The 24,250-nt window shown below is 62.6% G+C and carries 18 protein-coding genes and 2 pseudogenes; 7 read left to right on the top strand and 13 right to left on the bottom strand.

Features of this window, described 5'->3' with window-relative positions; genetic code table 11:
• Nucleotides 1–183 precede the first annotated feature (183 nt).
• From NKH12_RS10650 to NKH12_RS10665, 4 genes are all read right to left on the bottom strand, one after another.
• Nucleotides 184–744: a hypothetical protein gene (locus NKH12_RS10650; RefSeq protein WP_352953063.1), complete on the bottom strand. Its 561-nt coding sequence runs from the start codon at nucleotides 742–744 to the stop codon at nucleotides 184–186.
• A 30-nt stretch (nucleotides 745–774) separates the two neighbouring features.
• A complete protein-coding gene (locus NKH12_RS10655; RefSeq protein WP_352953064.1) occupies nucleotides 775–1,260 on the bottom strand; it encodes a hypothetical protein in 486 nt (161 codons plus the stop codon).
• 61 nt (nucleotides 1,261–1,321) lie between these two features.
• Nucleotides 1,322–4,603, bottom strand: coding sequence for an excinuclease ABC subunit UvrB (gene uvrB, locus NKH12_RS10660; protein ID WP_352953065.1), 3,282 nt, complete (start codon nucleotides 4,601–4,603; stop codon nucleotides 1,322–1,324).
• Nucleotides 4,604–4,715: 112 nt separating this feature from the next.
• Nucleotides 4,716–5,966: a hypothetical protein gene (locus NKH12_RS10665; RefSeq protein ID WP_352953066.1), complete on the bottom strand. Its 1,251-nt coding sequence runs from the start codon at nucleotides 5,964–5,966 to the stop codon at nucleotides 4,716–4,718.
• Between the two features lie 154 nt (nucleotides 5,967–6,120).
• Here NKH12_RS10665 and NKH12_RS10670 point away from each other — a divergent pair, with 154 nt between their 5' ends.
• Together NKH12_RS10670 and NKH12_RS10675 are read left to right on the top strand one after the other, a co-directional pair.
• The gene (locus NKH12_RS10670) at nucleotides 6,121–7,167 is read left to right on the top strand and encodes a CapA family protein (RefSeq protein ID WP_352953067.1); all 1,047 of its coding nucleotides are present in this window, start codon (nucleotides 6,121–6,123) and stop codon (nucleotides 7,165–7,167) included.
• A 131-nt stretch (nucleotides 7,168–7,298) separates the two neighbouring features.
• Nucleotides 7,299–8,270 carry a hypothetical protein gene (locus NKH12_RS10675; RefSeq protein WP_352953068.1) on the top strand — a complete coding sequence of 324 codons (972 nt, stop codon included), beginning with the start codon at nucleotides 7,299–7,301 and terminating at the stop codon, nucleotides 8,268–8,270.
• Nucleotides 8,271–8,292: 22 nt separating this feature from the next.
• Here the strand turns inward: NKH12_RS10675 and NKH12_RS10680 are convergent, their stop codons facing one another.
• Entirely contained in the window at nucleotides 8,293–8,835 is a 543-nt protein-coding gene (locus tag NKH12_RS10680; RefSeq protein WP_352953069.1) for a YegJ family protein, read from the bottom strand.
• A 261-nt stretch (nucleotides 8,836–9,096) separates the two neighbouring features.
• The gene (locus tag NKH12_RS10685) at nucleotides 9,097–9,606 is read right to left on the bottom strand and encodes a hypothetical protein (protein ID WP_352953070.1); all 510 of its coding nucleotides are present in this window, start codon (nucleotides 9,604–9,606) and stop codon (nucleotides 9,097–9,099) included.
• 955 nt (nucleotides 9,607–10,561) lie between these two features.
• On the opposite strand from NKH12_RS10685, the gene NKH12_RS10690 reads away from it, so the two are divergent.
• The gene (locus NKH12_RS10690; protein ID WP_352953071.1) at nucleotides 10,562–11,500 is read left to right on the top strand and encodes a diacylglycerol/lipid kinase family protein; all 939 of its coding nucleotides are present in this window, start codon (nucleotides 10,562–10,564) and stop codon (nucleotides 11,498–11,500) included.
• A gap of 91 nt (nucleotides 11,501–11,591) precedes the next feature.
• On the opposite strand, the pseudogene NKH12_RS10695 reads toward NKH12_RS10690, so the two are convergent.
• The 4 genes and pseudogenes from NKH12_RS10695 to NKH12_RS10710 all read right to left on the bottom strand — a co-directional run bounded on the left by NKH12_RS10695 (nucleotide 11,592) and on the right by NKH12_RS10710 (nucleotide 16,071).
• Nucleotides 11,592–12,514 (bottom strand): annotated as a pseudogene (locus tag NKH12_RS10695) (NAD(P)-dependent oxidoreductase).
• Complete coding sequence (locus tag NKH12_RS10700) at nucleotides 12,511–13,722, bottom strand: mandelate racemase/muconate lactonizing enzyme family protein (RefSeq protein WP_352953072.1); 1,212 nt, start codon at nucleotides 13,720–13,722, stop codon at nucleotides 12,511–12,513. The pseudogene NKH12_RS10695 and the gene NKH12_RS10700 overlap by 4 nt, the downstream one beginning before the upstream one ends.
• Nucleotides 13,719–15,335 (bottom strand): GMC family oxidoreductase, encoded by a 1,617-nt coding sequence (locus NKH12_RS10705; protein ID WP_352953073.1) that lies wholly within the window; start codon nucleotides 15,333–15,335, stop codon nucleotides 13,719–13,721. The genes NKH12_RS10700 and NKH12_RS10705 overlap by 4 nt, the downstream gene beginning before the upstream one ends.
• Before the next feature lie 163 nt (nucleotides 15,336–15,498).
• Nucleotides 15,499–16,071, bottom strand: coding sequence for a GNAT family N-acetyltransferase (locus tag NKH12_RS10710; protein ID WP_352953074.1), 573 nt, complete (start codon nucleotides 16,069–16,071; stop codon nucleotides 15,499–15,501).
• A gap of 117 nt (nucleotides 16,072–16,188) precedes the next feature.
• Here NKH12_RS10710 and NKH12_RS10715 point away from each other — a divergent pair, with 117 nt between their 5' ends.
• A complete protein-coding gene (locus tag NKH12_RS10715; protein WP_123148439.1) occupies nucleotides 16,189–16,584 on the top strand; it encodes an acyl-CoA thioesterase in 396 nt (131 codons plus the stop codon).
• Nucleotides 16,585–16,966: 382 nt separating this feature from the next.
• Here NKH12_RS10715 and NKH12_RS10720 read toward each other — a convergent pair whose 3' ends face one another.
• The gene (locus NKH12_RS10720) at nucleotides 16,967–17,335 is read right to left on the bottom strand and encodes a winged helix-turn-helix transcriptional regulator (RefSeq protein ID WP_029350030.1); all 369 of its coding nucleotides are present in this window, start codon (nucleotides 17,333–17,335) and stop codon (nucleotides 16,967–16,969) included.
• Nucleotides 17,336–17,426: 91 nt separating this feature from the next.
• Here NKH12_RS10720 and NKH12_RS10725 point away from each other — a divergent pair, with 91 nt between their 5' ends.
• The 3 genes from NKH12_RS10725 (at nucleotide 17,427) to NKH12_RS10735 (ending at nucleotide 22,268) form a co-directional block, all read left to right on the top strand.
• Nucleotides 17,427–18,032 carry an NADPH-dependent FMN reductase gene (locus NKH12_RS10725; RefSeq protein ID WP_352953075.1) on the top strand — a complete coding sequence of 202 codons (606 nt, stop codon included), beginning with the start codon at nucleotides 17,427–17,429 and terminating at the stop codon, nucleotides 18,030–18,032.
• A gap of 415 nt (nucleotides 18,033–18,447) precedes the next feature.
• Nucleotides 18,448–21,852: an adenylate/guanylate cyclase domain-containing protein gene (locus NKH12_RS10730; protein ID WP_352953076.1), complete on the top strand. Its 3,405-nt coding sequence runs from the start codon at nucleotides 18,448–18,450 to the stop codon at nucleotides 21,850–21,852.
• A gap of 29 nt (nucleotides 21,853–21,881) precedes the next feature.
• Nucleotides 21,882–22,268 (top strand): YybH family protein, encoded by a 387-nt coding sequence (locus NKH12_RS10735; protein ID WP_352953077.1) that lies wholly within the window; start codon nucleotides 21,882–21,884, stop codon nucleotides 22,266–22,268.
• Between the two features lie 90 nt (nucleotides 22,269–22,358).
• On the opposite strand, the gene NKH12_RS10740 is transcribed toward NKH12_RS10735, so the two are convergent.
• Nucleotides 22,359–23,669, bottom strand: coding sequence for a hemolysin family protein (locus NKH12_RS10740; RefSeq protein ID WP_352953078.1), 1,311 nt, complete (start codon nucleotides 23,667–23,669; stop codon nucleotides 22,359–22,361).
• Nucleotides 23,670–23,826: 157 nt separating this feature from the next.
• A pseudogene (locus NKH12_RS10745) lies at nucleotides 23,827–24,250 on the bottom strand (LssY C-terminal domain-containing protein); the annotation flags it as partial.

Consider the following 24,250-nt stretch of genomic DNA (forward strand, 5'->3'; position numbering starts at 1 on the left):
ATCGAAGCGGGAGAACCCGGACCCGTCTCTGGTCAGCCCCGCAAGCAAGCTCGCAGGGCAGGGACAGGGCCGCGCTGACGGTGGTGATCGATATGCACGCAGCCCTCCTTTCAACGTTCGAGTGTGCGGAGCGAATGCACCAAAGGCGGGGTGAGTTGCAACTGTGTCCTCTGCAGGCAGGCCTTAGTCTGGCAAAGGGAATATAAAGTCCCCCTTGGTTCGCTGGATTTCCTGTGGCGTTTCGAAGTGAATCTCCATCAGGACCGGCTCTTCCGGTCCCTTGAAGAAATGAAGCTCGGCGTGAGGAAGCACGAGCCGACGGACAGTTTCATATCCGCTTTCCATCTTATATTCCTCGGCTTGCAGCCCTAGACTTGCGAGGAGCCTCTTGGCGGCCGAAAAAGTCATGGCTGGACTAAAGCCGTCGAGATCGATTTGGCTGTTGCCACTCCATTTCAAACGCAAAGGCTTGGCCATATCAGGCATGTGCCAAAGTTTGATGCTGATGCGGTGGACTCGCGCTCGATTGCGCCTGATCAAAATGTTGATTTCCAGATCGCCATAACCCAGAAGAAAGCCGCATGGCTGATCCTGATAGACATACAGCCATTTCGGAAAGCCAAGGTGTTTCTGCACCGGTCCAAGATCAGCGCCAGCCCGCAAAGGCGTGTCTTTGCTGCCTAACATCAGGGGTAGAATGTGGAGTTTGCCTTGCTGCCGCATCGAACCCAGGTTTGCTGCCAATTGTTGTCGTAGGTTTGGATACTCGGCCTTTCAGCCTCGCCTGATCCCTTCGGCCCAAGCCATCAGGTCGTCTTCGCTGTTGCGCAGCCGCCTCATGACCCGTTGCATGGGCCAGCAGGTAACGCCGCTTCCGACTTCGAGAGCCGCGTTAATTTCCCCTTCGGGATCATGGTCATTCATCAGCCAATGCCCGCCGAGTTCCTTGCGAAGCACCTCGCCGCAGTAGCATCCCAATGCAAACAAACGCGGCCCGATATCTTGCGATATCAAACCGCCGGAGATTGGCTCTCCATCCTTTGTGTGCTCGCGAAAGAACCGTTCCACCTCGGATATGCTCTGCGGTGAGAAATCCGCGCCATAGCCCGAACTTTGCAGTGCGTTGGATATCCACTGCGCGGCTATCGGAATGTCGTCTTGCAAGCGCCGCGGTGCGCTTGTTGTTTGAGATGCCGCGCGGGACGGCAGGAACGCTGCAGCAACGGCGGCGAGAACCCCAAAGAAACGGCGTGTTATCATCGGCAGCCACCTAAGCGATGGCAAGAAGATACATGCGGCGCTCAAGCGGCGCTACGGCAGATTACCGCCCCGGTCTGCCGGTCTTGCCCGGCCGCCGCTTTTCGCGGCGGGCGTCGCCCGGATCCTCATAAGAACCGATGCCGGCGCGCTGGCGGACAATAGGCTTGGCGGAATCGCTGCGTTCCTTCGCGTTCCCCTCTGTCCTGCCGGCCCCCACCGGTGCGGGGATCGGCTGCGGCTTGGTCGGCAGTTTTCCCTCAACAGGCTTTTCGGTCCGCCGAACGGTCATCTCGTCCAGCGAGTTCTTCTTGAACAGCGGCTTGATCGGATCGCCTGGGATACCGAAATCCGAGCCGTGCGCCTCCTGTGCCGATTGTTTCTTGAACAGCGAACGCGACACCGCGCCTGACGGCGTCGGCATGTCGGTGCCGGGACCCATATCGTCCAGCGACGGCTTGGCAAACAACGGCTTTTTCACCGGCACGGCCCCGTCGGCGCCCATCTCGTCAAGATGAGGCTTGCGGAAGAGGTTGGGCCGGGCAGCCTCTTCCGCGGCACGTGCCGCGTCCAGTTTGCGGAAACGCTCTTGTTCCTCTGATGTACGATGTTTGGCCACGCCCTTGTTGTGCTTACCCTTCTCGCGGCCTGAAACCGGACTTTCCATGTCGGCATATTTGGCCAGCGGATCGTCGGAGATGGACAGCTCCATTTCGCGCAGCCGCTTGATCTCGTCGCGGATGCGGGCCGCCTTCTCGAAGTCGAGGTTGGCTGCCGCGTCGCGCATCTGCTTGTCCATCGCGTCGAGATGGGCTTTCAGATTGTTGCCCATCATCGCGCCGGCGCTGTCGGTGAACTGCGAGATGTCGGCGCGGACATGGTCCTTCTCGTAGACCGAGTCCAGGATGTCGGAGATGCGCGACTTGACCGATTCCGGGGTGATGCCGTTGGCCGCGTTCCACTCCATCTGCTTTTCGCGACGGCGGTTGGTCTCGGCCATCGCCCGTTCCATCGAGCCGGTGACCTGGTCGGCGTAGAGGATGACCTTGCCGTCGACATTGCGCGCGGCGCGGCCGATGGTCTGGATCAGCGACGTTTCGGAGCGCAGGAAGCCCTCCTTGTCGGCATCGAGAATGGCAACGAAGCCGCATTCGGGGATGTCGAGGCCTTCGCGCAAAAGGTTGATGCCGACCAGCACGTCGAAGGCGCCGAGGCGCAGGTCGCGCAGGATCTCGATGCGCTCCAGCGTGTCGATGTCGGAGTGCATGTAGCGGACGCGAATGCCCTGCTCGTGCAAATACTCGGTCAGGTCCTCGGCCATGCGCTTGGTCAGCACGGTGACCAGTGTACGGTAGCCGGCCTTGGTCGTTTCGCGGATTTCGCCGACGACATCGTCGACCTGGGTCTTGGCCGGGCGCACCTCGACCGGCGGGTCGATCAGGCCGGTCGGGCGAATGACCTGCTCGGCAAAGACGCCGCCGGACTGCTCCATCTCCCAGGCGCCGGGCGTCGCCGAAACCGCGACGGAGAGTGGGCGCATGGCGTCCCACTCCTCGAAGCGCAGCGGGCGATTGTCCATGCAGGACGGCAGACGGAAACCGTACTCGGCCAGCGTCGCCTTGCGGCGGAAGTCGCCGCGATACATGCCGCCGATCTGCGGCACGGTGACATGGCTTTCGTCAATGAAGACCAGTGCATTGTCAGGGATGTACTCGAACAAGGTCGGCGGCGGATCGCCCGGCTGGCGGCCGGTGAGATAGCGCGAATAGTTCTCGATACCGGCGCAGGAGCCGGTCGCCTCAAGCATCTCGAGATCGAAACGGGTGCGCTGCTCCAGCCGCTGCGCCTCGAGCAGGCGGCCTGCCCGTTCGAGTTCGACCAGCCGGTGCTTGAGCTCTTCCTTGATCGATTTGATGGCTTGGTTCAACGTCGGGCGCGGCGTCACATAGTGCGAATTGGCGTAGATCTTGACGCTCTTCAATTCGCCGGTTTTCTGGCCGGTCAGCGGGTCGAACTCGGTGATCGCCTCGATCTCGTCGCCGAACAGCGAGATGCGCCAGGCGCGGTCCTCAAGGTGGGCCGGAAAGATCTCGATCGTGTCGCCGCGGACGCGGAACGAGCCGCGGACGAAGTTGATATCCTGGCGCTTGTACTGTTGGGCGACGAGGTCGGCGAGCAGCGCGCGCTGGTCGAGCCGGTCGCCGATCTGCATCTGGAAGGTCATCGCCGTGTAGGTTTCGACCGAGCCGATACCGTAGATGCAGGACACCGAGGCGACGATGATGACGTCGTCGCGCTCCAGCAGCGAGCGCGTCGCCGAATGGCGCATGCGGTCGATCTGCTCGTTGATCGAGGATTCCTTTTCGATGAAGGTATCGGTGCGCGGCACATAGGCTTCCGGCTGGTAGTAGTCGTAGTAGGAGACGAAATACTCGACGGCGTTTTCCGGGAAGAATTTCTTGAACTCGGAATAGAGCTGCGCAGCCAGCGTCTTGTTGGGGGCGAGGATCAGGGCAGGGCGCTGCGTCTCCTCGATCACCTTGGCCATGGTGAAGGTTTTTCCCGAGCCGGTGACGCCGAGCAGCACCTGGGTGCGGTCGTTGTCGTTGACGCCCTCGACAAGATCCTTGATCGCCGTCGGCTGGTCGCCGGCCGGCTCGAAATCCGACACCATCTTGATGGCGATGCCGCCTTCGGATTTTTCAGGCCGTGCCGGGCGGTGTGGCGTCCACAGCACGCCGTCCTTGTGCAAGGGATTGCCGGATTCGATCAGCGCCGACAGCGCCGCAACGGTGGCGGTGACGCCGCCGGAGGCCATCCTCTCGGCTTCCTCCAGCGAAACATCGAGGCCGGCGACCGGATTGAGGCCGGCCGCGGTGCGTTCCCGCGCCGAAGCCGCGCCGCCCATCGAGGTGCCGCGTGCCGTGCGGCCGGGGGAGGAGGAGCGCTCGGGGATTTTCTTTTGCTTGGCGCCTTCCCTCCCCCTTGAGGGGAGGGTGGCGGCGGAGCCGCCGGGTGGGGTCGGTGCGGCAGCGCTCGGCGTGCCCTTGCGTCCCGCGCTAGCTCCGGCGACCCCCTCTGTCGCCTGCGGCGACATCTCCCCCTCGAGGGGGGAGACTTGGCGCCCTTCCTTTTCGGCTTCCTGCTCGATCTGCTCGGCCCAATCGGCGATCGAGCCGGTCACCGGCGTGCCTGAGAATTCGGCCTGCGGCGCCTCGGCAAAGCCGCCCTTGTGCAACGGCTCCGAGGCATCGAGGAAATCGGTCAGCGGGCTGCGCCGCTTGGGCGGCGAAGCGCGATCATCACGCGCCGGCGGCGGCGTTTTTTTATCGGAAAGTTTGGCCATGCCCCGAATATGGGAGGTATCGGCCAAAATGGAAAGAGCGGAGTGACCAGGGGCGCGAGACGAAACCAAACTGCTGACACAAGGGTGTCAGGAGCGATGTCGAAACGCGCCCTCAGTTGAACCACAGCGCAAAGGTCAAAAACCCGGCGCCGCCGAACTGGCGCTGGATCTGGTTGAACTCCTCGCCGGTGAGGATCTTTCCGCTCTCGAGATAGGGCGCGATGGCCGGGCCGGTGATCGACAGCACCAGATCGAACGGCTTCGGCTCGTCGAAGAAGCGTTTCATGTTGATGCCTTTGTCGGCGAAGCGAAAATGCGGCAGCAAGGTGCGGCCTTCGAGCAGATCCTCGGCCATATCAAGCGCGGCGTGCCAGGCCTGGACCTGCTCCTCGCCGACCTCCAGGCCGGTGAGCGGGCTGGCGCCTTTCTGTTGCGGGCCGGGCAGCCATTCACGGTCCTTGTCGGTCTCGGCGCGGATCGTCTTCCAGTCCTCGCGAGACAGCCGGATCATTTCCATGAGATGGCGACGCGCCGCCTGCCGGCGCTCCGGCTCGACGACCGGCCAGTTGACCAGATGAACCAGCGAGATGAAATCGGCGATGCGCCATTCGGACGACAACATGCCGCCGCTCATGCCGCCGTCTGGCGGAACGAGCGTGTCCTGCAACGGCAGTTTGGCGCGCGGAAACAGCATGTGGAAGGAGCCGTCGAAGGCGTTCCTGAAATCATGGGCGAGCCAGAAATCGGCCTGCGCCATCAGGAATTCGGCATAGCCCTGCAGCCAGTAGCCATCGGCGCGGTCGAAGCGGAAGGTGAGGGCGGGTGCGGCCGGGTCAGGCGCACCGCCGCGTGACAGGGATGCCATGATCGCGGCGGCGCTTTCGTCCGGCGCGATCTGGCCATCCTCGTTGAGGTCGATGCCGAGACGTGTGAGGTCGACCTCCATGCCGATGTCGGCATCGGCAGGCACGGATCCAAGGGTGGCGGCGGACTTTTCCAGCCGATCGCGGAAGGCGACCAGGATGGCGCGGAAGCCGTCGTAGGTCAGCGGCTCGGGATTGGGATTGTCCGGCACCGGCAGCCGCATCAGCGGCAGCATGAACGATTGCGGGCTTTCGAAGCCGTGGCGGTGCAGGCCGCCGGCCAGGATCTCCAGCGCGGTGAAGAATTCACCGGCGCCGGCGGCATAGGCCGACGCGGGATCAGTGGGTGCAGCGGCTTCCAGCGCAGTAAGCGTGCTGTCGCGGTCGGCTACGGTTTTTGCCTCGAACAGGGCGGCCGGTTCGGGGGCTGCGGCACCGGCAGAAGCAACCGGCAGCAGCAGAATAAGGGCGGATGCCAGCAGGCTCGAAAATCGCGTCATCTTGGTCCTCCGGTATGCCGTTCGGCGGCAACCATATACGCATCTTGTGTGCTGCGCCTACTGCGGGGTATCTGGCCGCACGATTCCGAACGGAGGCGCTTCGCTATATCAGGCGCATCGTCTACCGTGGCAGTTCATCCGGTGCAGGCTGCGCGTGTCGAACTATCCGCTTTCCTACAAATTGTCTTGGCTGCCGCGTTTCCTGAAGCCGACGCTTGGCGGCGACGCCCGTGGTTTTGCACCGGCGGCAGGCACGATGATCGAGCCGCCGCCGGCGCGGACGGTGCGGCTCGCCTTTGTCGGCGATATCTCGGCAGTAGCCAATCGAAGCGCGCCGGACTGCGCCCCGGCGATCGTCGCGCTGCTCGGCTCCGCCGATCTGGTGGTCGGCAATTGCGAAAGCCCGGTGGTGGAGCGCCCGAGCGCGGCGGTGGGCACGAAGCTTGGCACCCATCATGCCATGACCGAGCGGTTTCTCGCCGAGGCGCTGGCCTCAGTAGGCATTTCGCGCGAGAAGCTGGTTTTGTCGCTCGCCAACAATCATGTGCTCGACCAAGGCGTCGAGGGTTTCGACGAGACCGTGGCGGCGCTGACCCGTCTCGGCATCCGCAGCATCGGTACCGCCGCCGCCGGTCCGGTCGAACGCCTTGCGGTCGGGCCGCTGACAATAGGCTTTGCCGCTTTCACGCTGTGGCGCAATGCCGGCGCGGCTGCGTTCGCGGGCCGTGTGTCGATGCAAGGCGACCCGGCACGATGGCCGCGCGATGCTGCTCACGGCTTCGACATCATCTGTGCCGTGCCACATTGGGACTGGGAATTCCGGCATTTTCCACAGGCCGCAACGCGGGCACTGGCACGGCATTTGGCCGCGCAAGGCGTCGGGCTGATCGCCGGCCACCATGCCCATGTCGTGCAGCCGGTGGAGCGGATCGGCAAGGCGCTCGTCGCCTATGGGCTCGGCGATTTCCTGGGCACCGCCTTTGCGCGCCAGCCATGGCCCGGCCGCATGGGCGGCATCCTGACCGCCGATATCAGCGCCGACGCCGGCACGCGTGGCGCCATTGCCGCCTACCGGCTGCATCCCTTCATGCGGCTGCGCGCCGGCGACCATGAGCGGCTGGTTCCTGTTGAAGCGCTGGAGGGCGCATTAAGGCAACACGTTACGGCCCGTTTCGTTGCGGTTTTTGGTAACCGGAATTGATAGCCACAGTTGACTGGTGTCTCGGATAAATCGTGTGGGCTCACCACCATCCCAACGCTGTAGTCGCGCGACTTTCCGCAAAATCGGCTATTGTCCGAGCTCGGTGTTCGGGTCTTTCGACGGGGATGGCGATGGAAGCGGCGGATTTCATGCCTGATGAAGCTGACATCGCCGGCATCAGGAGGGAGATCGAGGCTTATGAGGCCAGGAGGGCTTCGGCCTACCGGCAAGTCCGCTGGCGGGTGCCGCTGTTCGTCGGCCTGGTGCTGGCGGTCGTGGCGCTGGTGGCCTGGCTTTTCAACACGGTCGCCGATCCATACGAGCGATGGTTCTCGACGCCGCATGTGCTCCTCTATGTCGCCGGGTTCGTGGCGGCGATCCTGCTCTATTTCCAGGCGATCAAGCCGGCGAGCACGTTGCAGCGATCGTCCCGCAAGACGCTGCTGCCGATCATCTTCGGCTTCATTGAGGACATGCGCTACCAGCATGATGTGACGCCGAATTCATTCGACCGGCTGCCGCGCGAGACGATCGGCACTTTCAACACCAAGCGCTTCGACGACATCGTATCCGGCCGCTACGAGGGATTTCCGTTCGAGCTTTACGAAGCGGATCTCCGGCAAGGCACGGGCAAGAGCGGCACGATAGCATTCAAGGGGATCGTCGTCGCCTTCGAGACGATTGTGCCGTTCCCCGGCATATTGGTGGCCGCCCGCCGGAGTGACATGGCCGTCGGATTCTTCCGCGGCATGTTCGCCAGCAAGATGCAAGAATTGTCATGCGGCGTGCCCGAGCTTGATGCTGCCTACGACTTCCGCACCGACAATGTCGAGGCGGCGCAACCGCTGGTGAGCGGCCGGCTGGCGCAGGCACTGACATGGCTCAGCGAGACCTGGCCTGATGATGCTGCGCGGGTTGCGCTCAATGGTGGCAACGGTTTTCTGCTGTTGCCGCAGACGAAGGACTTCTTCGAGCTGCCGGATAGCTCAGTGCCGCTCGACTACGCCAAGCATATCGCGCCGATGATATCAGACATCGGCGCGATGCTGGCGACGGCGGCGCTGGTGCGCAAGATTGGCGCAAGGGACGAGGCGGCGGGTTAGCAGGATTGGCAGAAGGTCACGCTTAACAGTCGAAGCCGTAGTTGTTTCGGAGAGAATCCATGTCTTCTCTCGGCATCTTCTTCAACATCACACAGACGGTGAAGCTGCCCACCTGGCGACCGTTCTTGGTGTATCCCCAGTCGGAAATATCATCCCGGGTGAATTCGATGTCCTGGCCATTCACGACGTTACGCACAGCCTGCGGCTCGTTTGCCAATGTTCCTGCAAATCCGGTCGCGGTCCGGTGGAAGGGGATGACCCAGAAGTGTTCGGCTGCGTTTCCGTCCTCGACCACGACCTTCAATTTGAACCTGGCTGTTCCGGGCGGCGGCGTCTCGGACAGTGTCAGAAATTGATCGAGGCTGGCGCGTGCCTGTTCGATTGCCGCCGCCATCTCCGGATCGTCCGGGCCCACGGTTAGGAGCCTGTCGCCGCCCTGATCAGGGCTTTGTGCCCTAGCTGATGCCGGAACAAGCGCCAACATCAAGGACAGCATGATGCGGGTTGGAAGCTTCATGGGGCGGCGGCCTTCTACCTTCACCAGAACGCCGCGATCATCAGGCATCGAGCTTGAATTTTCAAGCGCAGCTTCATGCCGAAGATCGATGGAAAGCGGTCTGGGCACGGCCGACGAATACACGGGCGCTGATCGACGTGACGACTAGGCATAGTGGCTGCTTCTTTCTGCACTACACGGGCAAGGCGCGTCCGCGTCCTATCCGGAATTGCCGGCCTTCCTGGCGAGGAAGCGACAGTATGACCCGGAGCTGTTCTCCTCGACCTTCTATCGTGCGATCAAGGCGCTGAGCGGCATCGCTTGAGTCGCTTACAAACCGCCCGGCATTTTCGCAGCCAGCCAGTTCGCCGACCGCTTCGCCAAGCCGATCGTTGCAAATGCGGCCCGCCCAAGGTCGGTCTTGACCAAGGCGTAACCGGTCTTCGTCCGATACAGCACCGAGCGTCCGCCATCGACCGCGGCTTCAAAGGCGACCGGCTTGGCAGCCTCTGTTTCCGTGGCTGTTGCCTGCGACCCGACAGCAACGCTGGGCCGACGGCTCAATTCGGACGGGAGTGGGTCGGTGGCGGTCTGCGCTGCCGCCGCCAACTCAAGCGTCGGGGCCGTCGCGGCAAGCCGCGACAACGTCTGCGTTGTGCGGCAGATGCCGGACAGGAGCGGGTAGTTGAAATTGCGCTCGTGCAACATCTGGCTTTTCATCGCCGCTTCGCAGTCGGCGATCGTCGACCACTTGGCCGGCGCCTCGCCGATATACTCGCAAAGCCTGGCATCGCAGTCGCAGCCGACGATGGTCATGGCGACAAGGGCGGTCTTGATCACGGTCTTGTCCCTTCGAGTTGCCTTGGCGAGTGCTTCAAGGACGTGCGGCGCTGGTGCGTCACCAATCGCCGTGGATCAAGGCGGGATTTGGCCGCGATTGTGGAATGTGCGTGGCGGAGCACAAGGGAAGGTTTCAGGAGTTCCGCCTGTGGCCGAACGGCATCAGGTAGTCGTCGACGTGATCGAGCTTGGCGCCTGCCTTCATCAGGCGGCAGACCGGAGTGCAGCTTGATAGCGCCTGGTGATGAAGATCGTGCCGTCGGCACCGTAATCGCGCTCGCCCAAGGTCCGGCGTTACGCTGAAGCCGCGCCCATAACACTCGCGGGATGGCTATAAAAGACAGTCGGCGCCGGGATTTCTCCCAGCGCCTCCCTGTCAGATCAGGACACGGTCGCGGCAGCAACTTCCGTAAAGACGTCGCGCCATGCCGGCCTTGATGTTGACGGTCCTGCCAGCCACCGCCCGAGGGCAGCGTCCGTTCGGGACCTCGCCAGTCTCCACCCTTGCGGGCCTCGGCCAGCGCGCCATCGAAGGTTTTTGCCGTCCTTCATGGCAGCATCGGTCCGCCGTAGGCGTTCGCACGCTTTCCGCGGCCCCGTAGGTCTCGGTCCTCAAAACAGGCAAGCCTGCTTTCATTCGGAGCCGTACGGGCCTCAGGAAATCCGCCGTTTCGCTTTGCCTTTCGACTTGGCGATCGGTAGCCGCCTGAGATGGGTTAAATGTACGCCGGATAAGCGTTTGGCGAAACAGCCGCGCGCCTGTGGATAGCGGGATTATCGGGGACTGAGTTCGGCGTCGGAGCGTTTTTCTGGACGAGAGGGCGGGACACGCCCTCATCTGCGGCGAGCAGCATGATCAAACATTCGGCCCTTGCCCCACAGAGCGGCGCGGGCTTCAATGCCGGCAAAGGATTTTAGGACAGCAGTGTCGTTGCCGTCCTTAGGGAGGGCGTTCTTGAAGGTCGGGGTGGTTCTCAATCCGATTGCCGGTGGCGGCCGGCTCAAACGGCATTGGCCTGAGGTCAGTGCTTCGCTCAGGAAACATTTCGGCGATTTCGAGCTGCGCGAAACGCAGGCGACCGGCGACGCCGAACGGCTGGCGCTCGTCCTTGCCGCCAGCGGCTTCGACCTGGTGATCGCGGCGGGCGGCGACGGCACCGCCAGCGAAGTCGCCGACGGGCGGCTGCAGGCGTTTGCGGAAAGCGGCCGGACGGCCGAGCTCGGCCTGCTGCCTTGCGGCGCCGGCATCGATTTCGCCCGCGGGCTCGGCCTGTCTGGCGAGGTCGACCTGACGTTGAAGCGCATCGCCGATGCCAAGGCCCACAAGGTCGATGCCGGCCGCATCTCCTATGTCGACGACCATGGCGCGCTGGCCAGCCGCCATTTCATCAACATCGCCAGCCTCGGGCTTTCAGGCGCCACCGATCGCGCGGTCAACGCCGACAAGCGCAAGGGCAAGGTGTCGGCCAAGGCGCTGTTCTACTGGCGCACTGTTTGGGAATTCATGCGCTACCGGTTCCAGGACGTTGTGATCACCGTCGATGACAGCGTCCCGGTCGAGGCGCGCGTGGCGCTGGTGGCGGTGGCCAACGGAAAATTCTTCGGCGGCGGCATGATGATCGCGCCGGATGCCGAACTGGACGACGGTCAATTCGACATCGTCATCCTGCGTGCGGCTGGCAAGCTGAAACTGATCTGGGACATCCGTCTGCTCTATGGCGGGCGGCATCGTAACCATCCGGCGATCACCATTTTGCGCGGCAGGAAAGTGGTTGTCGAACCGTTGGGCGACGTGCAGAAGAACGCCGCGCTGGTCGACGTAGACGGTGAGTCGCCGGGGCGCATACCGGCGACCTTCGAGATCCTGCCGGGGGCGCTCACGCTGAGGTATTGAATCAACGCGCTGAGAGACTGATTCAGGTCGTTACGGGCGTGATTTCGGCGATCCAGTCAATGTACTGAAATCGCGTGACAATTACCTGATGTCAGACGTCGAGCTTGGCCGGGAAACCAGGCGCACGAAGGTCGGTCCCGACCGCATCTTCCAGAAGCTTGACGATCATGGTCGACCAGGCGCTGCCGCCATAGGTATTCTTCCCCTGTTCGAATATGGCGTTGACGCGCGAGGCGAGCTCGAGCGGCACGCCGAATTTCTCGCCCATGGCCAGTGCGAAGCCCAGGTCCTTCAATGCCAGGTCCATGGTGAAACCGATGTCGTAGGACCCGTTCAGCACCAGCTGGCTCTCGGTCTCATGGACGAAGCTGTTGCCGGAGGAGGCTGATATGGCGTGGTAGGACTGGGCAAGATCCAGCCGCCCTTCCTGGCCAGCATGAGCGCTTCGCCGGCGGCGATAAGATGGATGAAGGCCAGCATGTTGGTGATGACCTTGATTACCGCCGCCGAACCGATCGGGCCCATCAGGAAAGACTTTGCGCACATCGCTTCAATGGCCGGGCGGTGGCGCTTATAGAGTGCCGGATCGCCGCCGACCAGTGCGGTGATCTTGCCGGCGGCCGCCAGATGCACGCCGCCAGTGACCGGACATTCGAGTGTTTCGACGCCGCTTGCCTTAGCCAGGGATGCAAGGCGCAGGATCTCGTCTTGGCCATTGGTCGACATCTCGACCCAGCTTCCGCCTTTGGGTAGGCCTTCGAGCAATCCGCCGGGGCCGGCCAGTACCGCCTCGCTGATATCAGGCGACGGCAGGCAGGTGATGGCGTTGCCGGCCAGGGCAGCCGCCTCGGCTGGGCTCTTTGCGGCGGTGGCGCCGAGCGTGAACAGGCGCTCGACAGCGGCGGGATCGCGGTCGAAGACAGTGACGGCAAAGCTGTTGCGGAGCAGGCTGGCAGCGAGGTGACCGCCGAGATGGCCAAGGCCGATGAAGGCGTAGCTCTCGCGCGCGCTCACGGCATCAACGGCGTCTGCATCATCTGCAGATGCAGGTCCTTGCCGGTCCAGGGATGCGCATCACAGACGGCTTCGTCGAGCTCGACGCCGAGGCCCGACTCCTTCGACGGAATGACGTTGCCGTCCTGCCATTCGATCTTTTTCTTCAGCAGCTTTTCGTGAAAGCCGTCCCACTGCTTCAGCGATTCAAGGATGAGGAAGTTGGGCAAGGTCACGGCAAGCTGGATGTTGGCCGCACCGACGATCGGTCCGCAATAGCAGTGGGGGGCGACCTGGATGTGATAGGCCTCGGCCATGGCGGCGATCTTCTTGGTTTCGAGAATGCCGCCGGAACGGCCGAGGTCCGGCTGCAAAATGGTCGCCGCGCGGTTCTCGATCACACGGGCAAATTCGAACTTGGTCGTCAGCCGTTCGCCGGTGGCGATCGGGATCGACGTGCCACGCGCCACCTGCGCCATCACTTCCGGCATATCGGGCGGCACCGGCTCCTCGAACCACAGCGGGTCATAGGGTTCGATGGCGCGGGCCATGCGCAGCGCGCCCGACGCGGTGAACTGGCCATGCGTGCCGAACAGGATGTCGGCCCGGGTGCCGACCGTCTCGCGGATCGCCTTGATCATGCGGGCGGAAAGGTCGATGTCGACAAGGCGCGGCTGGTGACCGTCAAAGGCGGTGTAGGGGCCGGCCGGGTCGAGCTTGATGGCACTGAAGCCCTGCTCGACATATTCGAGCGCGCATTCGGCCGCCATATCGGGATCGTTGTAGACGTTTTTGCCGCGCGCATCCTCCGAGTGGACGCTGCCGGTGTGTGGGTAGAGGTAGGTATAGGAACGCAGCGTTTCGTGCACCTGCCCGCCGAGCAGCTTGTAGACCGGCTTGCCGGCCTCCTTGCCGATGATGTCCCAGCAAGCGATTTCGAGCGCCGAAAAACAGCCCATGCCGGACACGTCGGGGCGCTGGGTGAAGCCGGACGAATAGGCACGGCGGAAGAAGTTTTCGATGTCGTGCGGATCGCGGCCGATGAGGTAGCGCTCGGCCATGTCCTCGACCATCCTGGCGGTGACATGGGCCGAGAAGGTGGCGTTGTAGGCCTCGCCATAGCCGACCACGCCGCCGTCTGTGGTGAGCTTGACGAAGATGAAATACTTACCGCCGATGCCGGGCGGCGGGTTGCCGACAACCCAGGTCTTCACATCGGTGATCTTCATTCTTGATCCTCCAGAACCAGTTCGGCGCCCTTCCATCCGGTCATGATCGAGGCGGCGTTGGTGTTGCCGGTGATGTTATCGGGAAAGATCGAGGCGTCGATGACGCGCAAGCCGGCGAGGCCGTGAACCCGCAGGCGCGGGTCGACGACGGCGCGCGCAGCGTCCGGCCCCATGCGGCAGGTCGAGACCGGGTGATAGACGGTGCCCGAACGCTTCCGGAAATCCTGGATCAGATCCGCGTCCGAGGTGATTGACGGACCGGGCAACACCTCTTCCTCGATGATCTCAGCCATCGCCGGCATCGAGGCGAACTTGCGCACTAACTTCACCGCCGCCAGCATTTCATCGACATCAGCGTTGGTGGAATAGGCGTTGGGCACGATCCTCGGATAATCGCGCGGATTGGCGGAGCGGATCATGATCTCGCCACGGCTCGATGGACGGCAGTTGGACAGGCCGATGGAAAAGCCCGGCCACGGATCTGGGGTCAGGATCGGGCGTTCTCCGCTCTTCGGGATGACGGTCGAGAACGCCTGGAAATAAAGCTGCATGTTGGGCCGTGAAAGAGCCGGGTCGGTGCGGAAGAAGCCGCCGGCATTGTTCATCGACAGCGACAGCGGGCCGGAGCGCAAGAGGACATATTGCATGCCGACCATGAGCTTGCCCCACCAAGGGCGCAAAATCTGGTTGAGCGTCGGCAGCCGACCCTTGAAGGTGTAGTTGATGCCGACATGGTCCTGCAGGTTCGCGCCGACATTCTCATTGGCATGAATGACGGGAATGCCGAGCGCGCCAAGCAGCGCCGACGGGCCGACCCCGGAAAGCTGCAGCAACTGGGGCGAATTGATCGAGCCGCCAGAGAGGATGACTTCGCGCCCGGCGCGGGCGGTCTTCGTCTCACCGTTCTGCAGGTACTCGATGCCAACGGCGCGCTTGCCCTCGAACAGGATCCTGGTCGCCAGCGCATTGATCTCGACGCGGACATTTTTTCGGTTCATCGCCGGGCGCAGGAAGGCGCGGGCGGCCGACATGCGGCGGCCGTTTTTGGTGGTGATCTGATAGATGCCGACGCCTTCCTGTGAGGCGCCGTTGAAATCCGGGTTGAACGGCAGGCCGGCCTGATTGGCGGCGGCCAGATAGCGCTTGGTGAGCGGGTGGACGGCGGTCGAGCAGTCGGTGATGTGCAGCGGGCCGCCAACCCCGCGCCATTGGTCGGCGCCGGCCTGATTGTCCTCGAGCGCCTTGAAGGCAGGCAAGAGGTCATCGAAGCCCCAGCCGGGATTGCCGGCCGCTGCCCAAGCGTCGAAATCCTCGCGCGCGCCCCGGATCCAGACCATGGCGTTGATCGAGCTCGAGCCGCCGAGCAGCCTGCCGCGCGGCCAGTGGTCGACGTTGCCGGCGAGCCCGGGGTCCGGCTCGGTCTTGTAGTTCCAGTTGACCGCTGGATCGAAGAAGGTCTTGCCGTAGCCGAGCGGCATCTGGACGTAGAAACGGCGGTCGCTGCCGCCGGCCTCGAGCACCAGAACCGAAAAGCGGCCGGAGGCCGAAAGTCTTTCCGCCATACCCGAGCCGGCCGAGCCGGAGCCGACTACGATGAAATCAAAGGTCTGCATGATGGATGCGGCCGGCTCCGAATTTTCGCTCAACCTAGACGCCGCAAGCCGCTGCGATCACCGGAGCTTCCGGCATCGCCTGTGAAAAAAGCGACCGGCACTTCGTTTGCATTCGGTGCCCTGCCCGAAGCGGCCTTTGCCTCGAGGACAAGCGGTCGGAGCATCATACGCCATCATCAGCATTTTGCTTGAAATCATAACGCATGATCGGGCGGGCTGGCACCCTGCGAGCGACGACCCTGAACCCGGCGCGAGCGAAGGTGGAGGCGTATCCACTGCCGGAAGCGCTCGGCGATACATTCGCATCGAAGGGATAGGCTTCGAGCGCAGGGGCATTTGCGCGCCGTGCAGCTTCCAGAGCCACTGCGATCAGGTGGGATGTGATGCCTTGCCGACGGTATCCTTTTCGCACGTAGAGGCAGGACAAGGACCAGACCGGCGCATCATCCACTCGCTTGAGCTGCCACAGCCGATCGAGCCAGGGCACGGCATAGCGCGGTGTCACCTGGCACCAGCCGACAGCAATACCGCCGTCGAAAGCAAGTACGCCTGGGGAGGGACCATGCTCGACGGCTTGCCGGAACGCAGCCTTGTTTTCCTCGCCTGGCCGCTTTCGATAAGAACTGCCGATACGCCCGTACATACACCAACAGCGACTGCAGACGGCGCTCTCACTGAACAGGTCCTCGAGCGCGGGCCATAGATCTGATGTCAGAGGGCGAGAGGCAAGTTTCATGTCAGCTGCCTTTCTCAACTCACTGTGCGCAGTTTAGCACTTGGCAGTGCGCGTTGACGCATCCGTGCCATCCCGATACGGGATCGGGAGAAGATCGATATCGAGGGGATTTGGCGCATGGTGCATTACGCGGACGGACGGCCGATCGGCGATCTGACGCTCAGGACGCTGGCGATGCCTTCGGACGCCAATGCGGCGGGCGACATTTTTGGCGGCTGGGTGATGGCGCAGATGGATCTGGCCTGCGGCATTCGCGCCGCCGAACGCGCCAAAGGCCGCGTGGTGACGGCGGCGGTGAAGGAAATGTCGTTCGCCAAAGCGATGAAGATCGGCGACACGCTGTGCATCTACACGCATGTCGAGCGCGTCGGCCGCACCTCGATGACGCTCAAGGTCGAGGCATGGGCGCAGCGCTACCTCTCCGACCTGATGGAGAAGGTCACCCACGCCGATTTCGTCATGGTGGCGCTGGACAGCGAAGGCAAGCCGAAGGCAGTTCCGGCGGAAAGCTGACCGGCTCGATTTCCACAGCCCGAGTTGGGCCGTCTCTGTGGTGCGACCAAAAGGGGGATGCTGCAAAGACAGTGCGTCAACCATTGCTGAACGGCGCATTGGCAGGCGCTTGCAGCCTTGTTCGGCCTGATGGCCGGGACCGCCTAAACCGAGGTCAAACGAGACGAGGCCGAAGCCAGTTGCGCCTCACGCGGCAAGTGACCAGGTGCGGAATCTGCGTTGCAACGACGTGCCACAGCGGCGCGATGAACGTGAGCAATTGCGGCGACGGGGCGGGCTGCGCCATCGACCGCAAGGTGGTCAATGCGGGCCGGAATGCAGATGTAGCCGTAGAATTCGTCTACGCTACGCGCGGTGCGCAAACCCTTGCAGCGCAACAGTTTCAGGCATGAATCCCATCGAACCTCGCCCGCGCGGCCTTGACCCGCTCGGTGTTCTTGCGCGCCCATTCGCCGAGCGCGCCGACCGGCACAAGAAGCTCGTAGCCAAGGTCGGTCAGTTCATAGTCGACGCGCGGCGGAATGGTCGGGAACACGGTGCGGGTGACGAAGCCGTCGCGCTCAAGCCCGCGCAACGTGGTGGTCAGCATCTTCTGCGAAATGCCGCCCACGGCGCTGCGCAATTCGTTGAAGCGCAGTGGCCCGTCACCGAGCTTGCCAACGACGAGTACGGTCCATTTGTCGCCGACGCGCTGCAGGATTTCCGAGATAGCGCGGCAGTCCTCGGTGCGGTGCGGGTGCCTTGGTAACAAAAAGGTGCCTCCTTGCGCCTCGTGAGTGCAGTCACTCATATAGCTCAGGTATCTAAACGATACCAGAAATTTGCCTGAAGGAGAGCCCTCTATGTCCAAACCCAAAATCGCCATTGTCGTCGGTTCGACCCGCGCCGCACGATTTGCCGACGTTCCGACCCAGTGGATCGCCAAGATCGCCAAGTCGCATGCCGACATCGACGTCGAAGTGGTCGACCTGCGCGACTTCCCGCTGCCGTTCTTCGACGAGGTCGCATCCTCTGCCTGGGCGCCGTCGCAGAATGAAGTGGCAAAGCGCTGGCAGAAGAAGGTCGCCGAGTTCGACGGCTTCATCTTCACCGCCGCCGAATACAATCATGGCCCGACCGCCGTGCTGAAGAACGCCATCGACTACGCCGCCAATGAATGGAACAAGAAGCCGGCCGGTTTCGTCGGCTATGGCAGCGTCGGTGGCGCCCGTGCCGTCGAGCAGCTGAGGTTGCATGCTGTCGAGCTGCAGATGGCGCCGGTCAAGTCCGCCGTCCATATCGCCTGGGCCGATTTCCTCGCCGTCAGGCAAGGTGAAAAGAAGCTCGAAGATCTCGAGCACCTGAACCAGGCGGCAACCGCGCTGGTCAACGACGTTGCATGGTGGGCCAAAGTGCTGAAGGCGGCGCGTCAGGCCGACGCCGTAGCCGAAGAAGTCAAGGCGGCCTGAACCGCAGACCAGAACAATCCTCCCAAGGATTCCGGGGCGGCGCTTGCGTCGCCCCTTTTTTGATTCACCCAAGTCACACTTATGTCTCCGGCGGAGTTGAGCAATGATATTAATCATCGTCATAGCGGTCACGGTAGCGGCCCCGTGCGCGTTCGTGATCACTGCTCCAATCCTCAATAAATTCCGATGCTTAACGTAGCGCTCGCTACAGCCGCGAATCCGCCATTTCCGAAGGGTTGGGCCAAGGACCGCTAACCAACTAGAACTATTTCCCTCCGACCTTTTGGTCCTGCTCGAAGAGGGCTCGTGCACGTCGCGCCAGCCTCCGTGGATGGGCGAAGAAGCGTGTTATCGCAATGTCATTATGATAAACTCGTTCCCCGCCGAAGGAGGTTCGATGGCCGTGAGGGGCCAAATGAATATTGCAGTTTGGCTCAAGAGCTTGGGCCTGGAGCAATATGTTCCGGTTTTCGACGACAACGCAATCGATGCCGAAATCCTGCCCCGCCTCACCGCCGAAGACCTGAAAGAAATTGGGGTTGGCGCGCTTGGCCACCGCAAGCGAATACTTGAGGCGATTGCGGCGATGGAAGGCCAGCCGGAGGTAGTGTCGGCGAAGCCGGCTTCGGCCTCACGAACTCTGATGTCGGCTTCGGTTGAGCGGTTCGGCGAACCTGGACGCCCCCGGGAGGCGGAACGGCGGCAACTGACGGTCATGTTTGTGGATCTCGTTGGGTCTACGGCGCTCGCGACGCGGCTTGACCCCGAGGAGATGCGCGACCTCCTGAGGCAGTTCCAGAATACCATAGCTGGCGAAGTCCTTCGCTTCGAGGGGCACGTCGCGAAGCTCATGGGCGACGGTGCGTTGGCCTATTTCGGTTGGCCGCAGGCGCACGAAGACGAAGCCGAACGCGCCGTCCGGGCGGCGCTTGCGGTCGTGGGCGCTGTCAACGGTCTGTCCGTCAAGGGCGGTCAGCAACTCTCAGTTCGGGTCGGGATCGCGACCGGGGTGGTGGTCGTAGGTGACCTCATTGGCATCGGGTCAGCGCAGGAGAACGCGGTCGTGGGAGAGACTCCCAATCTTGCCGCGCGGCTCCAGGCCATCGCTGAGCCGGGAACGGTAGTCATCTCTGAGCTTACCTATCGACTTATCGGAAACCTGTTCGAGGTGACCAGCATTCGGCCACAGAAGCTAGCAGGGTTCGACACGCCCGTCAGCGCATTCAAAGTGATTGGAGAGGGCCGCGCAGAGAGTCGGTTCGAAGCACTTCATGCAGACGAATCTGCGCCGCTTGCCGGGCGCGAACACGATATCGCTTTGCTGCTCGACCGGTGGCGGCTCGCGGCGTCCGGTGAAGGACAAGTAGTCGAGCTGTTCGGCGAGGCTGGCATTGGCAAGTCCCGTATTCTGCAAGAGCTGCGGGAGCACTTGAAAGACGAGGCACACACGCGACTGCGCTACTACTGCTCTCCCTATCACGTAGAAACCGCCCTTTATCCTGTCACGGATCAGTTACTCCGAGCCGGGGACATAAGGCGGACCGACCCGCCCGACCGTCAGCTTGACTGTCTCGAGCAACTTCTCGCCGGTTCGACCAAGTACCCAAACGAGGCAATACCGCTGATCGCCGCATTGCTGTCCATCCCGACTGAGGGGCGCTATCCCAAGGTCGATCTTATGGCGCAAAAACAGAAGACGCGCACGTTCGAGTTGCTGATCGAGCAACTAGAGGCTCTTGCCCGCAGCCAACCAGTGCTGATGCTGCTTGAGGACGCGCATTTTCTGGATCCGACCTCGGCCGAGCTATTCGACCAAATCGCAGGCCGGATTCAGCAACTACCTGTACTGCTGATTGCAACGTCGCGACCGGAAGGCGCAGTCCGCTGGAGTGGTCTCCCGCACGCGACCTTTTTGACGCTCAATCGGCTCAGCCGCGCCCAGGCGGCCTCTATCATTGCGTCGATGACAGGGGGCAAGCAGTTGCCGGCCGAAGTGCTGGACCAGGTTCTGTCCAAGACCGAGGGCGTTCCGCTGTTTGTCGAAGAACTGACCAAGGTCGTCCTTGAATCTGGCCTGCTTCAAATGCGCGATGGAGAGCTGGTTCTGGCTGGCCCGCTGCCTCCGCTGGCGGTTCCCGCGACGCTCCACGACTCGCTGATGGCCCGCCTCGACCGTTTGGATTCTATCAGGGACGTGGCGCAGGTCGCAGCAGTGATCGGGCGCGAGTTCACGCATGAGCTGCTTGCCGCAGCCACGGGCCTTCCTGAACTAGAACTTGAGCGCGCAACGAACCAGCTAGTCACGTCGGGCCTTGTTTTCCGCCGTGGCAGTGACAGTCAAGCGAGCTATGCCTTCAAACATGCACTTGTGCAGGATGCGGCCTACAGCAGTCTGCTGCACAGCCGCCGGCAGCAGCTGCATGCTCGGATCGCCTTAATTCTCGAGGAGCGCTTCCCCGAAATCGTAGCGACGGAGCCCGAACTGCTTGCTCACCACTTTGGTCAGGCGGGTCTTTTGGAAAAGGCTGTCGAGTACAACGAACTGGCCGGGCGCCGAGCGCTTTCGCGGTCGGTCCTGACGGAGGCGCTCGCCCGATTCGACAACGCCTTAAGCGGGCTTTCGGCGATGCCCCCGTCCGAAGAACGTTCGCGGAGAGAACTTTCAATCCGGCTGGCGCTCGGCAGCACGCATGTTGCGGCACACGGCTTCGCCGCGCCTCCGACAGCGGAGGCCTATGGTCGGGCGCGCGAACTCTGTGAAGAGCTGGGCGAGACGCGTCAGCTCTTTCCGGTGCTGTACGGCCTGTGCCTTTACCACCTCTATGCTGCCGAATTGGCGCAAGCACGTAGCGCAGCAGACCGCCTGCTTGAATTGGCGGAAGCTAACAACGATATCGGGCTTGCCTTCTTTGCTCATCGGGCCGCCGGCGTCAGCGCGTTGCCTGCCGGCGAGTTCTCCCGCGCCCGGATACATCTGGAGGAGGCGCTTGCCCTTTACGACCCCCGAGCGCACAGATCGCCGGCGTTTGTTTACGCCTTCGATCCGCGCGTCGTGTGCCTGGACTATCTCGCCCGCACATTACTGCCGCTTGGGTTTCCCGATCAGGCTCTGGCGGCCAACAACGAGGCGGTTGCCGAAGCGCATCGTGTGGGTCATCGCAATAGCCTGGCTCTGCCACTATTCTTCGGCGGCGTCATCCGACAGATCATTGGCGATCACGAAGGCGTCCAGGAGCGGTGCACAGAATTAACCCGCGTTGCCAGCGAAGCCGGATTTCGCTTCTGGCTTGCCGGCGCCACGATCTTAAGCGCTTGGACAGACGCCGAGGCGGGTGATTTCGATCGTGGCCGTCTCGGACTCCAACGAGGTCTTACCGAGTGGCGCGTAACCGGCGCCGAATTCATGGTTCCTTATTTCATTGCCCTTCAGGCGCAAATCGAGGTCAGAGCCGGCGATCATGGTGCTGCACTCCTTCTGCTCGAAGCAGCGCAAGCAGGGATTGAGCGCACTAAAGAGCGTTGGTTTGCGGCCGAAATACTGCGTCTGCAAGGAGAAGTACTGCTGCAACTTGGGGAGGACAAAAGCGGATGTTCGAGGGATCGCCTCTTAGACGCACTGGCGACAGCCCGGGCTCAGGGCGCGCGTTTCTGGGAACTGCGTGCTGCACTGAGCCTCGTGCGAGCCGACTGTCCCGCGCCTGGCGCGCGCGAGCAGCTCGCACTGATTTATTCCGGGTTTACTGAGGGCCTGACGTTGCCTGACCTGCAAGCTGCACAGACGCTCGCAACAACGAATGAAGGCCTTCGGGCCGGGAATTGATTGAGAAGGCGATAAACAAGGAGAACGCCATGACACAATCAACTGAGAATATCAGCGACGAAATTCAGCGGGCGAACGAGGGCTGGAATTCGGCCTTCAATAGCGGCAATGCTGGCGCAGTAGCTGCACTATATACACAGGACGCGGTCGTGTTGCCATCCACTCACGCAGTCGTCAGGGGAACGAGCGCAATCAAAGACTTCTGGAATGGATTGATCTCGGCTGGAGTGAAAGATCATCGCATCGAGATGATCGATGCGCTGGGTGTCGGTGACATTGCCTATGCAACAGGGAAATGGTCGGCCAACGCTTTGGGCGAAGGCGGCAAAACGCAACGCTATGAGGGAACTGTCGTCACGATCTTCCGGCGCCAAGGCGATGGATCTTGGAGAGCCTGCCTTCACACTTGGAACTGAGGCTGCGCCGTCGCTGCCGTCCACATTTTCAGAATAAGGGTCTGCTTTGGGTCAAAGTGGACCCTCGAACGGCCCAGACATCGTGTTAACTTACCGCACGATTTCGCGATGGCCGCCGGGCAGGCGCGTGGCGATGAGCTTGTCGATGCGGCGGCCGTCGAGGTCGACGACCTCGAAGCGCCCGCCCTGCGCATCCACGCATTCGCCGGTCGTCGGCAGATGGTGCAGGTGCGACAGCACGTAACCTGCGACAGTCTCGTAGTCGCGATTCTCGGGCAGGTCGATGCCGAGCACGTCCGCCATCTCGTCTGCCTGCATGTAGCCGGCGAGCAACCATGAGCCGTCCTCGCGTTTGACGGCGTTTTCCTCGTCGCCGGCGTCGAGGTCCGCCCGGAAGACGCCGGTGATGGCTTCCAGTATGTCCGCTGGGGTGACGATGCCTTCGAAATGGCCGTATTCGTCATGGACCAGCGCCATCGGTACGTTGGATTCCCTCAGTGTCGAAAGGACATCCAGCGCGTCGGCCTGGTCATGGACGATGGGAGCGGTGCGCACGTGCCGGCGCGGGTCGAGCGCGCGACCGCCAAGCATGGCGGCCAGCACGTCGCGGGTCTGGACGACGCCGATCATGGCGTCGACACTGCCATCGCCGGCTGGCAGGCGCGAATGCTGGGTCTCCATCAAGAGCTTGCGGGTTGCCGCGTCATCGGACTGCAGGTTGATCCAGTCGACCTCGGTGCGCGGCGTCATCACCGCGCGGACGGCGCGGTCGCCGAGCCGCATGACGCCAGCGATCATACGCCGCTCGTCGGATTCGATGGTGCCGTGATGCTCGGCCTCGGCGACCAGCATCTTGATCTCCTCGTCGGTGACCTTCTCCTCGCTTTCACCGCGTTGACCAAGCAGCCAAAGCATGAAGCGGCCGGAAATGTCGAGCAGGAAGACCAGCGGCGCCGAGACGGTGGCGAGGATGGTCATCGCCGGAGCAACCCTGGCGGCGACGCGTTCGGGATCGCGCAGCGCGATCTGCTTGGGCACCAGTTCGCCGATGATCAGCGAGAAATAGGTGATGAGGGCGACGACGATGCCGACGCCGATCGGATCGGCAAGACTTTCCCGAATACCGGTCGATGCCAGGAATACGGACAGCCGATCGCCGAGCGTGGCGCCGGAAAAAGCGCCGGACAGAACGCCGACCAGGGTGATGCCGATCTGTACCGACGACAGGAATTTGCCGGGATTGGCGCCGAGCGCCAAGGCCCGGCCGGCGCCCTTGACGTGGCGGTCGATCATCGCCTTGAGGCGGGCCGGCCGTGACGAGACGATGGCAAGTTCGGACATTGCCAGAAGGCCGTTCACGCAGATGAGGACGACCACGATAGCGATTTCAGCATAGAGCATGCGAGGTCAATAGCATTGCGGCGCGGTCTTCGAAAATAGATGGCCGTCATTTTTCGTGGCGGCGGGAGCAACCATCTCACACGGCATCCCATGGTGGCGACGAAAAATGCTCGATCAGGGCGACGATGAGCCGGAAAGCCGGCCGATCGTCTTGCGCCTACGGCAATTGCAGCAGCACGCCCACCACCGCCTTGCCGTCGGTGAAATAGCGATCGCCGCCGCCATTGCGCCCGGTCTTTGTCGCACCGATGCCTGATATCTCGCTGGTCGAGATCAGCATGCCTGCGGCAGAAAGGTCGTGGATCAGGAAGCCGCGCTCGGCGTCGATGTCGGGACCGATATGGTGGGTGATCGCGCCGGTGTCGTGGCTGAGGCCGACGCCACGATCGAAGCTTGCCGACCCCAGCCAGAGCGGCCGGCCATCGTCTCCGGTCGCATCGGTCTGCCAGAAGCGGACGTGATGACGCCGGTCGGCACTATAGCCGCCCGGCATCTAGAAAGGCACATCCTCTGCACGGCCATCGAACTGTCTATTATAAACCTCTGACGCAGCCGACGAATACTTAAGTGTAGATCTCGGG

The organism is Mesorhizobium sp. M1322 (genome assembly GCF_040318085.1).
Lineage (GTDB): Bacteria > Pseudomonadota > Alphaproteobacteria > Rhizobiales > Rhizobiaceae > Mesorhizobium.

Coding starts and splice junctions, on each gene's coding strand:
- NKH12_RS10665 (WP_352953066.1), bottom strand. CDS start 5,966: ATGACGCGATTTTCGAGCCTGCTGGCATCCGCCCTTATTCTGCTGCTG.
- uvrB (WP_352953065.1), bottom strand. CDS start 4,603: ATGGCCAAACTTTCCGATAAAAAAACGCCGCCGCCGGCGCGTGATGAT.
- NKH12_RS10735 (WP_352953077.1), top strand. CDS start 21,882: ATGACACAATCAACTGAGAATATCAGCGACGAAATTCAGCGGGCGAAC.
- NKH12_RS10675 (WP_352953068.1), top strand. CDS start 7,299: ATGGAAGCGGCGGATTTCATGCCTGATGAAGCTGACATCGCCGGCATC.
- NKH12_RS10715 (WP_123148439.1), top strand. CDS start 16,189: ATGGTGCATTACGCGGACGGACGGCCGATCGGCGATCTGACGCTCAGG.
- NKH12_RS10740 (WP_352953078.1), bottom strand. CDS start 23,669: ATGCTCTATGCTGAAATCGCTATCGTGGTCGTCCTCATCTGCGTGAAC.
- NKH12_RS10725 (WP_352953075.1), top strand. CDS start 17,427: ATGTCCAAACCCAAAATCGCCATTGTCGTCGGTTCGACCCGCGCCGCA.
- NKH12_RS10710 (WP_352953074.1), bottom strand. CDS start 16,071: ATGAAACTTGCCTCTCGCCCTCTGACATCAGATCTATGGCCCGCGCTC.
- NKH12_RS10730 (WP_352953076.1), top strand. CDS start 18,448: ATGAATATTGCAGTTTGGCTCAAGAGCTTGGGCCTGGAGCAATATGTT.
- NKH12_RS10700 (WP_352953072.1), bottom strand. CDS start 13,722: ATGAAGATCACCGATGTGAAGACCTGGGTTGTCGGCAACCCGCCGCCC.
- NKH12_RS10705 (WP_352953073.1), bottom strand. CDS start 15,335: ATGCAGACCTTTGATTTCATCGTAGTCGGCTCCGGCTCGGCCGGCTCG.
- NKH12_RS10680 (WP_352953069.1), bottom strand. CDS start 8,835: ATGCCTGATGATCGCGGCGTTCTGGTGAAGGTAGAAGGCCGCCGCCCC.
- NKH12_RS10655 (WP_352953064.1), bottom strand. CDS start 1,260: ATGATAACACGCCGTTTCTTTGGGGTTCTCGCCGCCGTTGCTGCAGCG.